This is a genomic window from Acinetobacter sp. 251-1 (assembly GCF_030329305.1).
GTDB classification, from domain to species: Bacteria; Pseudomonadota; Gammaproteobacteria; order Pseudomonadales; family Moraxellaceae; genus Acinetobacter; species Acinetobacter piscicola_A.
The window spans coordinates 1-11518 of record NZ_JACANS010000034.1; the positions used below are offsets into that span (position 1 = coordinate 1).

Genomic DNA, 11518 nt, shown 5'->3' on the forward strand with positions numbered 1-11518 from the left:
AAAAAGACTCGGCTTTAAAAGTCCGAGTCAGGTATTATGGCAACAACATGGTGTTGCACTTCAAATGCTAATCTAAGAAACATAAAAAACCTTCAACTGAAATTAATTAATTATGAATGGTTTAACAACTAATACAAAGCCTGAATGCAATTTTATTTTCACTATTTCTCTAATTAATGATTTTGGGAATCCAAATTCACTTTTTAGCGAGTGTCTACGAGCGACATATTGGAACTTCTATTTTACAACGACTTTAGCTAAGAGAGTGCTGATATATGCTGAAATGAGATTCGATACTGCAAAAATGAAAATGAATGAAATAAAAAAATTATGTCTTCCTAAAATTAACATAAAGCACGTTATACGTAATTTTTTCTATGTAAAATCATAGTTTTAATGTGTAGCAAAAAGTCCAATTCTCATAAATTGGGCTTTTTACTATTTTTTACCCAGTGCGCTTATTTGTAACTTAAAACTTTTAAGACAAACTAAGCAAAAATCCCCTTCACTTTTGCACAAGAGTGCGTAATTTTAGCCGTCATATTATTTGGCAAAGAACACTTCGCTAAACGAACCCAAACACTCCAAAACTGCTGAAAGCAATTCGCTTCATTGTAGTTAATACCATATTCAGCACATAAGGCTTTAATCTTTGGCGCAACTTCCGCATAACGGTTGGCTGGCATATCAGGAAATAAATGATGCTCAATCTGATGGCTCAAATTACCACTCAGAATATGCAACCAATCTGTTCCTGTGAAGTTACTCGAACCACGAATCTGACGCAGATACCACTCAGCACGCGTTTCATTTTCAGTATTGTCAGGCTCAAAAGTTTCAGCATCTTCAGTGAAATGACCATTAAAAATCACTGCCGAAGACCACAAACTACGAATCACATTGGCAACCGCATTCCCTGCAAAAACAGGCAAAGCATTTGGACCTGCAATGACAGGGAAAAATACATAATCTTTTAAAATTTGACGGCGGGCTTTTTTACGGAATTTGGTCGCATCTGCCCAAACTTGTTTCCAAGTCTTGGTTTTATAAACCAATGCATCTTCTAAATGTAGATTTTGCACACCCACATACCATTCAAAAAACACCATGAGCTGAATTGCTAAAGGAATATTCAATAAAAAACGAGGTTCCCACTTTTGCGATTCACTCACACGTAGCAAACCATAACCCACATCATGATCTTTGCCGACAATATTGGTATAAGTGTGATGCACATAATTATGGGTATATTTCCAATCATCACCTGAAGCAATGGTATCCCAATCATAATTGGCACCATTCAAACTTGGATCATTTAACCAGTCGAATTGTCCATGCATCACGTTATGACCGAGTTCCATATTTTCCACGATTTTGGAAATACCCAACAAACCTGTACCCACCACCCATACAGGGGGAATCCAGCCGCCAAACATCAACATGCCACGTGATGCAATCTCGCTATAACGGACAAAATTACGGATTTTATAAATATATTGGGTATCCGACTCTCCTAAGCTGTCCATCACCTCGCGACGGATTTCATCGACACGGCGACCAAATGCTGCTGTGTGTTCAGCATTTAAATGCTTTGATTTACTGTTTAAAAAATTCACTGATATATTCATTGTTTTACTCCTCAGCGCTTCATTTTTTAGAAGCCTGTGCTGAATTTTGGCCACAACGTCCCCTGTCTTAATGGATGAGACAAAGATCGTGTTTAAATAAAAATTTGGAAAATAGCTTTTAAAATTAACTCTGACTTAAAGATTGATCACCACAGGACTCACTGCTTGGCTAATACATAGTTTGATTTGTGTATTGGCAGTATGATCAATTTCACCTGTCAGCATATTTTTGGTTGAACCACTGACTTTGGTACATGTACAGGTATTACACATGCCCATACGGCAACCATGTGTCGGTTTTAAACCTGCTTGCTCAGCACTTTCAAGCAAGTTAGTTTTGGCAACAAATTCCTGCTGTGAGCGTAAAAAAGTTACAGGTTGCTGATTCAGGCTCTCATCTGCAACTACCTGAAAATATTCTTGTTTAAGCTGATGCTGAATATTCAACTCACGATATATTTGCTGAATACTTTGCATCATTGCATTTGCACCACAGGCATACGTTTGACGTTGCTGAAAGTCTGTCACATGTTCATTTAGCAAGGCTAAAGTTAAACGCTGCTGAGTTTTTAATGTATTGAAATATAAGTAATTCAACTGTGAATGCTGCACGGCAAGTTGCTGTAAGTCAGCATGAAAAGCTTCATCTCGACTAAAATACAACACAGTAATTTTGCGCTGTGACTGTTTTAAAGCGGCATTGAGCAATGCATAAATCGCACTGATCCCACTTCCCGATGCAACCAACAAAAGCGGCATGCTGTTTTGATCAAGAATAAATTCTCCTTGTGGTTGTGAAAGCTCTATGATGCTCCCAAATGTTAACTCGCTCAAAGCTTTAGACACTTTACCCTGACGCTTCACCGCCAAAACAAGGTCACCATTCGCCAATGTTTTCACAATGGAATAATGCCGTTGCTGCCGTACCCCTTCAATCAACACAGTGACTAAAACACTTTGCCCTGCTTTTAAATGTTGATTCTTAAAATTACGGTTAGGACGTAATTCAATTTGGAAAAAATCTGTGCTTAAACTGCGTATTTTGACCACAGATGCTTTGACTTTTTTCCATGCCCATAAGGGATTGATCTTGGCTGCGACAAAATCAACAAAATCCTCACGGATCCATTCAGGTTGATATGACATCGTTTGTATGGTTACAGATTTACTCATGTTGCGTTCCTCTTTATGCTGGCTATTTATTGAGTGAACATGCGTTCTTTTAGTGAACATTCGTAAACTATACTTATTTTTAAATTCAGTCAACACCTGTGCACTGACATTCGTCGTTTAATTTGTAGGTTTATTTGTTAAACTCTTGCCATCACAAAATTTAAGGTCACACAATGTCAATACGGGATGAACGTAAACAGCAAAGTCGTCAGGCTTTACTTGATGCTGCACTCACACTCAGCACATCAGGTCGTTCATTTTCAAGTATCAGTTTGCGAGAAGTTGCGCGTGAAGTGGGTTTAGTGCCTACTGCCTTTTACCGACATTTCCAAGATATGGAAGAACTCGGTAAAGAGTTGGTCGATCAAGTTTCCTTATATTTAAAAAATGTCTTGCATCAACTCGGACATGGTCTCGCCTTGCCTGAAGCCAAAACCCAGACCACCATGGATTCATTTTTTAAAGCCGTTGAACAAAATCCACAGCAATGGATTTTTATGATTGCAGAACGTTGGGGCGGTTCAGAAACGGTGCGCCGTGCCATTGATCGAGAAATTCGTTATTTAAATGATGATCTCAGTAATGATCTAAAAAAATTACAAATTTTTGAACATTTTCAAAATGAAAATGATTTATATGTGTTGACCAGTTTATTGATTAACTCTGCTTTTACTTGGGCAATGTCATGGCTCAGTTTAAGCCGCCAGTATTCTGGGCAAGAATTAGAATTGCAAAAAATAATATATAAAAAACAATCTGTGACCCAAATCCGTTTTATTTTTAGAGGCATTTTAAATTGGGAAACACCCAAAATGGATCCTTTAGATTAATGCCACAATATTGAAGAAACAAAAAAACCCGCAATTTGCGGGTTTTTAATTCATCACACCATCAGATGCTTATTTACGTTCTTTATTGATTAAGTAATCAACTACTTGAGTGACTTTACCATCTTCACCTTGCACCACGTATTTACCATTTACAACCACCGCAGGTACACCACTGAGCTGATATTGTTGCGCCAATTTATTGGCTTGCGCAATTTTTGCAGTGATCGCAAATGAGTTATATGTACTGTTAAATTTCGCCTCAGGAATGCCATATTTTACAAAGAATTTTGCAAATTGATCTTTTTGTAAAATTTGCTGACCTGTACCATTGGCATGGAATAAAGGTAAATGCGTACGTTTGCGTACACCCAAAGCCTCAGAAACAAAATATGCACGTGCACCTTGTTCCCAAAGTGGATTCATTGATGCAGGGGTACGGATAAAGTTCACATCTTTTGGAATTTTTTTGAGCCAAGCTTGCATATGTGGCTCTAATTTAAAGCAGTGTGGGCAACCATACCAAAAGAATTCACGTACTTCAATTTTGCCAGGAACCTCAACTTTACCTAGGTTTTGCACCACAGTGTAGTCTTTTCCTGCAACAAAATTTGCTGCCATAGTATTTGCAGAAAATGCCATGAGCATTGCAGTTGTGCTACCCAAAAGTAATTTTTTCATTCAGTTTTTGTCCTCTAATATCATCTTGTCTAGCTTATGTACTAACTATAAAACAAATATGGGAAAATCGTTTTCCTTCTGTGAAGTTTTTTACACGATTCATCGCTTTTTTCAGAATTATGGGTACACTAGCATAGTTAAACTTAATTTTTGATTAAAACAAATGACCCAGAGGTGGCTCCCATGTCGCAACTCAATGTTGATCCACAAGAAATTGCAAAATTCGAAGCACTTGCAGCCTTATGGTGGGATCAGCACTCAGAGTTCCGCCCATTACACCAAATTAATCCACTCCGTTTAAACTGGATTGATGAACATGCGGGTGGTCTAACAGGTAAAAAAATTCTTGATGTCGGTTGTGGCGGGGGGATCTTGGCTGAAAGCATGGCACGCCGTGGTGCCGATGTACTTGGTATCGATATGGGTGCAGCGCCGCTCAATGTCGCGCGTCTGCATGCAGAACAAGAAAATGTACACAATATTGAATATCGTCAAGTGCCTGTAGAGCAACTTGCTGAAGAACAAGCAGGTCAATATGACATCGTGACCTGTATGGAAATGCTTGAGCATGTACCTGATCCTGCATCGATCATTCAAGCGTGTCAAAAACTGGTAAAACCAAATGGTCATGTGTTTTTTTCGACCATTAACCGTAATCCAAAATCTTATTTATTTGCCATTGTGGGTGCTGAATACGTCTTACGTTTACTCAAACGTGGCACACATGATTACCACAAATTCATTAAACCTTCTGAGCTTGCACATGACATCCGTAGTGCAGGATTAAAACTCAAAGACATGACAGGTTTACATTACAACCCATTGACCAAGCATTATTGGTTAGCACCAAATGTTGATGTCAACTATATGGTATATACAATCAATGAGTCTGCACAATGAAAGCAGTACTCTTTGACCTCGATGGTACTTTGATTGATACCGCTGCTGATTTCATTCGCATTATTCAAAATATGTGCCGTGAAAAAGGCTGTGCGGTTGTCGATGCCGCATTGATCCGCACACAAGTGTCTGAGGGGGCACGTGCGATGGTGAAATTGGTTTATCCCGAACTAGAAGTGGATGATCCTGTATTTTTAGCCCATCGCCAACGCTTTTTAGACATTTATGGTGCAGACATTGCTGTTGATACCGATCTTTTTGCAGGCATGTATCCCCTTCTAGAAGATTTAGAAAAGCATCATATTCCATGGGGCATTGTGACCAATAAACCACGCTGGCTCAGTGAAGCATTACTTAAAGCACTCAATTTAACAGAACGCTGCGCCGTTTTGGTCTGCCCTGAGGATGTTCAAAATACTAAACCTGATCCAGAGCCGATGTATTTAGCAGCAAAGCACTTGAAGATTGATGAAAAACAGATTATTTATGTAGGTGATCATCCACGCGATATTGATGCTGGTCGCAATGCCAAGATGTATACCATTTTAGCAGCCTATGGCTATTTACCTTTACAATATAAAGATGACTTAAATGCATGGCATGCTGACTGTATCGTCAATGATGTGACAACGCTTCATCAGGTGGTTAATCGCTTGGTTCAGATCGAAAAGAGCACTTAAACAGCAAAGTATAATGACATCATAACAATTAAAGGAGGTCTCCCATGAAATATTCTGAATATCAACCTCGTCCTGACTTACTGAAGGATAAAATCATCCTAATTACAGGTGCAGGAGATGGTATTGGACGTGCAGCAGCACTCAGCTATGCACTACACGGTGCTACCGTGGTTTTACATGGTCGTACACTCAATAAACTTGAAGTCATTTATGATGAAATTGAATCTTTAGGTGCACCGCAACCTGCTATTTTACCGCTTCAATTATCGACAGCCTCACCACGAGACTATGAGCTTTTGGTACAAACCTTAGAACAACAGTTTGGTCGTTTAGATGGCATTTTACATAACGCAGGGATTTTAGGTGAACGTGTTGAATTAGCACATTATCCTGAAGAAGTGTGGGACGATGTCATGGCGGTAAATTTACGTGCACCTTTTGTCCTTACACAAGAATTAATGCCACTTTTACAAAAGTCTGAACACGCTTCTGTGGTTTTTGCCAGTTCAGGTGTAGGACGTGAGGCACGTGCTGAATGGGGTGCTTATTCGGTATCTAAAATTGCAATTGAAGCGGTAAGCCAAATTTTTGCAAAAGAACGAACTTATCCAAATATTCGTTTTAACTGTATTAATCCAGGCGGTACACGTACTGCAATGCGTGCTAAAGCTTACCCAGCAGAAGACCCAAAAACTTTGCCTACGCCTGAAAATATTATACCTGCCTATTTATATTTAATGGGTGAAGACAGCTTACACATGAATGGTGAAAGTATTGATGCTCAGGACTAACCATTAACAGCGCTATTGTTCAATACCAATACCCTCCTGTTTTAAATTAGAGGGTATTTTTTATTCAACAAAATAAAGACTTTACTATCTGCATTTAAAATCTGTGTATTATTTTTTAATGTCACAGTCTGCGAAGTATTCCAATGTGAATGCCCACAAAACAATAGATTATCCGCATATCTTTCAAGGATTTTCGTCAACTGTGGTTCACCTAAAAAAGCATATTCTTCAAGATGCGGTGACAAATGCGTTAATACGATATCGGGTTGCTGTTTTAAGAATTTTTCCAAGCTATTTAAATAAACATGTGCTTCTTGTCTAAAGTTTTTATCTGTTCGTCCAATGATGCCACTAAGTCCTGCAATGTTTAATCCATTCATTTTTACAACATCATTTTCTAAAAAGTGTACATTCTCAATCTTCTTGAGTTGGTTTAAATTTATGCCAAAGTCATCATGATTGCCAGCTATGCCAATTACTTGCTCAAAATATTGTGCAAATGTCTGCCACACTTGGATTGGATTACCGCTACTGCCTCTTTTTTCTAAATTAGCGTACAAATCACCACACAAAAAAGCCCACGATTTTTTAATGCTAAATCCTGTCAAATACATCTCATAAATTATTGGCAAACTTTCAGCTAAAACTTCACCAAGTAATATGCTCGAGGTTTGATCAAACTGACAGACTCCTTGTAAATCTGAACTCACTACAATTGAATCAATATTCTCTGCTAACCCTTCGATTTCACCAATATAAATAGGTAGTTGAAATTTTTGCGCTATCAAATCACCATGCGGTATGGTTAAATAATCTATATATTCAATAGGATGCTCATTAATCTTTAGAATTTTTAATACTGTACCTATTTTCATTTATACCTACTGTTTTTTATTCAACCACCACTTTGATCGGTCTTGAAACCAAGTGATAGAAATTTTGTGCATCTAATTGTACTTTATAGCTTGCCAATACATAGTCCACACCTTTTTGAGTGAATTTTAGGCTGGTATTTTCCAAATGATGTGTCGGTGAGCCCGCCAAAACCACAAAGTTTTGCACTTTTGCATTCACTATTTTTTTATCTTGCTGCTGCAATTGGACATCTAAACTCAATGTTTGTCCACGTGCCACTTTCACTGTTTGAGGCGCTCGAATATCAACAATATAATGTGAATATTGCTGTATAAAATTGGTGGTAACCCCATTCAAACCTGCAATATAAAACTGTTTAAATGCTGCATCATTAAGATTCCAAGGCCAATAAGTCACTCCACGTTGTTGAGTATCTTGCACCACTGCCAATAATTCTTTTTGATAAGCAGGATGATACGAGGCTGTATAATTTTGTACACTATTTAAAACAGTTTTCACATGATCTGCTGTGCTTTGCTGACTTGCAAATGCACCCGCCAACACACCTATTGAGACATCTGCAATTTCCCGATGCGCACGCTGTAACTGTTCTCGATTAAAAGAAGTAATCACCACTTGATCTGCAACTTTGTAACGTGCAATTTCTTGTTTTAATGCAGGAATAATCAAAGGATTATTACTTTTAATTTCAATCATTAAAACCACGTTCTTATTATTTTTAAATGCCTTAAAATATTCAGCGAGTGTTGGAACATGACGATTTTTTGTTTTGGTACGGAGTTGCTGAATCTGAGCAAGAGTCATGTCTTCGATTTTGCCTGTTGCATAGGTCGTCCGGTCAACCGTTGCATCATGCATAACAATAATCTGATGATCTTTACTGAGATAAATATCATTTTCAACAAGATCTGCCCCTAGATTTACTGCACGTACAGCACTTTCTAGCGTATTTTCATCCTCTAGACTCGGTACACCCCGATGTCCAATAATCAACGGTTGATGTAACAAAGTTTGTGCAGGAAGTTTCTTGAGCACTTGATTCAATAATAAATAATTGGAACTGATGACACCATTGGCACCTGAAATCATGACAGAAGCTGCTTCTACCTCATTCTTGGCAGAGCTCATGACCCAAACATTCATTAAACGTTGTTGGATATATTGCACAGACTTTTTAACTGCCAAGTGTTCAGGCAAAATTACAACTTTTGCATGCGCTTGATTACTTTGTTGCACAATTTGATTTAAATCACTAAAAGCATGACCTAACTTTTTGTTCTGACTAAAATCTAAAACCGTTCGCACCGTAGGGAGTAAATCATGTGCTGTTTTTAAAAGATCAGAGGATGACGATACGATCATTAGATCAGAAATATCACGTGAAGCTGACCATTGTTTCAGTGCATTCAAAGTCGCAACATCTGAAACTTCTAAAATTGCTAAGCTTTTACGTTGCGGGTCTAACCAATATTGAGCAAATGACGCCTGTACTTGACCTGAGGCATTCAACAGATTGAGTTGTTGATTTAACTTAAGATAAAGCTGACCTGTCTGTATTTTTTGCTGCTCAGCATGGGTGGTCACTTTTGGAATAATGGTTGTCGCAGCAAATCCTTGATGATTTGGTACAGTGGCTACATTTTGAATCGGTGTGGTTGTGGCAATCTGTGGTGTTGTTAATTTCACAGATTTTATTTTCATTTGTAAGCCTGCCGCAGAAAATCCGATCTCTCCCAAATCTTTTCTTTTGATTTCAGCATGTTGTAGTAAAACATCATTTAAATAATGTTTCACTTGCTGCCCTGAAACCCATAACGTTGCTTTATAGATTGTATTGGCTTGAATATCTTCAGAAAAAGCTGTTTTTGCTCGCACATGCCACTGACCATTTGCCAATTTTCCGCCCAGCTCAGTGCCGTTTTGTGCACGTGCATTTTGCCGTAGCGTAAACTGAGTATAAGCTTGTGGAATCACACCTTGTCCAAGTGCGATATCATAAATCAGTGCGCCCCAACGACTCGGATTATTCACATCTTGCAAAGAAAACTCAACATCTAAACGATAATGACTTAAGTTTGCTAACTCAGAAGGCAATAAAATAGAAGTCGGCTCAAAGCTTTGTTTACGCCCATCAACCCATAAAAAGCCATCTTTTATATAAATGCTACCTGCATTATTTCCGGGAATTTTCCAACCTTTGGGTAATTGTTTTATCTTAGAAAAATCAATTTCATAACGTATTTTTTCTAATTGTTCAGGACTTTTTTGTGCCGCTTCTTGCTGTTGAACAAGCACAGCTTGTGCCATACTTTGCTGTGAAAAAATACTCAAAACGAATAGGGCAGGAAAAATATACACACGCATAGATCAAAATGATACCGACCAAAATACGCATTGTTTTAGGCTGATATTTTGGTCTTTCATTCCTTATTATAAATGAAGTGATTATTTTAAACCCATCTATAACAAAACACAGTATCTTAAATACCAATCACCATTAAAATTACTGTTGTTGCTGTTCTTGATGCCAACGGCGTTGCTGTAAACGCTCCCCTTCTACTTCGCGTTTATTACGTGCAGATTCATATAATTTTGTGCCTTTAAGTTCAGGTGGCATGTAGTCCTGCAACACAAAATGTTCAGGATAGTTATGTGGATAGAGATAATCTACACCATAGCCTTGTTCTTTCATCAACTTCGTCGGTGCATTTCTTAAATGTAAAGGCACAGGCAGATTTGAGGTTTTTTCAGCGAGTTCTAGTGCTTTATTGATTGCTAAATAAGTACTGTTACTCTTGGCACTAGTTGCCAAATAAACCGCACATTGTCCTAAAATAATACGGCATTCAGGCATCCCCACCGCTTGTACTGAACGGAAACACTCTCCTGCAAGTAACAATGCATTGGGGTTAGAATTACCAATATCTTCCGATGCAGCAATCAGCATACGACGCGCAATAAAAACGGGATCTTCACCACCTTTGAGCATCCGCGCCATCCAATACAAAGTGGCATCAGGATCACTGCCTCGAATCGACTTAATAAAAGCCGAAACCAAATCATAATGTTGCTCACCTGATTTGTCATAACGGGCAATATTTTGCTGTGCCACTTTCACGACCACAGCATTCGTGACGATATTCTCTTGGTCTGGCTCAAATGTACTTGCCACTAAATCAATTAAATTGAGGGCTTTACGGGCATCACCTGCAGCAAACTGTATCAGTGCATCAAATTCTTCAATTTGAATATGACGATCTTTTAAAAATTGATCCTGCTGAATCGCATTTTCAATCAAGCTTTGAATCGCCTCATTACTTAATGCATTTAAGCTATAAACCTGACAACGTGACAGCAACGCACTATTGACTTCAAAAGATGGATTTTCTGTGGTTGCCCCTATTAAAGTGATTTTGCCTTTTTCTACAGCATTGAGTAATGCATCTTGTTGTGACTTGTTAAAACGATGAATTTCATCAATAAAAACCACAGGCGTAAGCAAATCACCACTTTCAGCAATCACCTCACGCAACTCTTTTACCCCTGTATTGAGCGCAGATAAACTCACAAAAGGTCGATCAACCGCTTGCGCCAACAACAATGCAATCGTAGTTTTCCCTACACCAGGTGGTCCCCAAAAAATAATGGATGGCAAATGTCCTTGATCAATCATTTGACGTAAAGGGGCTTGTTCTCCAAGTAAATGATCTTGCCCAATAATTTCAGACAAATCACGAGGACGAAGGCGTTCAGGTAAAGGAATATGGGTGTCTGACATAGTTGTTTTTGCAAAATAAGAGCTGTTCATAGTCTACTATGGTTTAGGCAATTGTCGATAAAATTCCCATGCGATGCCTTGACATCCTCCCCGACCTAAAGGACGGAGATTCCTCCTGCGAGACGCTCATGTCCGAGCGCAAGAATATTCAGTGCGGCATTTATATCCCGATCCCATGAGCTAC

The 11518-nt window shown here is 38.5% G+C and carries 10 protein-coding genes and 1 pseudogene; 4 read left to right on the forward strand and 7 right to left on the reverse strand.

Annotated elements, in window-relative coordinates:
- Window positions 1-488 precede the first annotated feature (488 nt).
- Complete coding sequence (locus HX129_RS17135; protein ID WP_111860234.1) at window positions 489-1628, reverse strand: fatty acid desaturase family protein; 1140 nt, start codon at window positions 1626-1628, stop codon at window positions 489-491.
- A gap of 135 nt (window positions 1629-1763) precedes the next feature.
- Window positions 1764-2801 carry a flavin reductase family protein gene (locus tag HX129_RS17140; RefSeq protein ID WP_227554756.1) on the reverse strand — a complete coding sequence of 346 codons (1038 nt, stop codon included), beginning with the start codon at window positions 2799-2801 and terminating at the stop codon, window positions 1764-1766.
- Window positions 2802-2974: 173 nt separating this feature from the next.
- Between HX129_RS17140 and HX129_RS17145 the strand changes: the two genes are divergently transcribed.
- Window positions 2975-3631 (forward strand): TetR family transcriptional regulator, encoded by a 657-nt coding sequence (locus HX129_RS17145; protein WP_111860235.1) that lies wholly within the window; start codon window positions 2975-2977, stop codon window positions 3629-3631.
- A gap of 69 nt (window positions 3632-3700) precedes the next feature.
- Here HX129_RS17145 and HX129_RS17150 read toward each other — a convergent pair whose 3' ends face one another.
- On the reverse strand, window positions 3701-4309 hold the full coding sequence (locus HX129_RS17150; RefSeq protein ID WP_286436370.1) for a thiol:disulfide interchange protein DsbA/DsbL: 609 nt from the start codon (window positions 4307-4309) through the stop codon (window positions 3701-3703).
- 183 nt (window positions 4310-4492) lie between these two features.
- Here HX129_RS17150 and ubiG point away from each other — a divergent pair, with 183 nt between their 5' ends.
- From ubiG to HX129_RS17165, 3 genes are read left to right on the forward strand one after another with little or no spacing between them, the layout of a single operon-like run.
- On the forward strand, window positions 4493-5209 hold the full coding sequence (gene ubiG / locus HX129_RS17155; RefSeq protein ID WP_111860237.1) for a bifunctional 2-polyprenyl-6-hydroxyphenol methylase/3-demethylubiquinol 3-O-methyltransferase UbiG: 717 nt from the start codon (window positions 4493-4495) through the stop codon (window positions 5207-5209).
- On the forward strand, window positions 5206-5889 hold the full coding sequence (locus HX129_RS17160) for an HAD family hydrolase (RefSeq protein ID WP_130075464.1): 684 nt from the start codon (window positions 5206-5208) through the stop codon (window positions 5887-5889). Before ubiG ends, HX129_RS17160 begins: the two co-directional genes overlap by 4 nt.
- A 44-nt stretch (window positions 5890-5933) precedes the next feature.
- Window positions 5934-6680: a YciK family oxidoreductase gene (locus tag HX129_RS17165; RefSeq protein WP_180047700.1), complete on the forward strand. Its 747-nt coding sequence runs from the start codon at window positions 5934-5936 to the stop codon at window positions 6678-6680.
- Between the two features lie 41 nt (window positions 6681-6721).
- Here the strand turns inward: HX129_RS17165 and HX129_RS17170 are convergent, their stop codons facing one another.
- The 4 genes and pseudogenes from HX129_RS17170 to HX129_RS17185 all read right to left on the reverse strand — a co-directional run.
- Complete coding sequence (locus HX129_RS17170) at window positions 6722-7555, reverse strand: metallophosphoesterase family protein (protein ID WP_180047702.1); 834 nt, start codon at window positions 7553-7555, stop codon at window positions 6722-6724.
- A 16-nt stretch (window positions 7556-7571) separates the two neighbouring features.
- Window positions 7572-9920: a glycerophosphodiester phosphodiesterase gene (locus tag HX129_RS17175; protein WP_286435275.1), complete on the reverse strand. Its 2349-nt coding sequence runs from the start codon at window positions 9918-9920 to the stop codon at window positions 7572-7574.
- 139 nt (window positions 9921-10059) lie between these two features.
- Window positions 10060-11334 (reverse strand): replication-associated recombination protein A, encoded by a 1275-nt coding sequence (locus HX129_RS17180; protein WP_286435277.1) that lies wholly within the window; start codon window positions 11332-11334, stop codon window positions 10060-10062.
- 95 nt (window positions 11335-11429) lie between these two features.
- A pseudogene (locus tag HX129_RS17185) lies at window positions 11430-11518 on the reverse strand (RNA-guided endonuclease TnpB family protein); the annotation flags it as partial.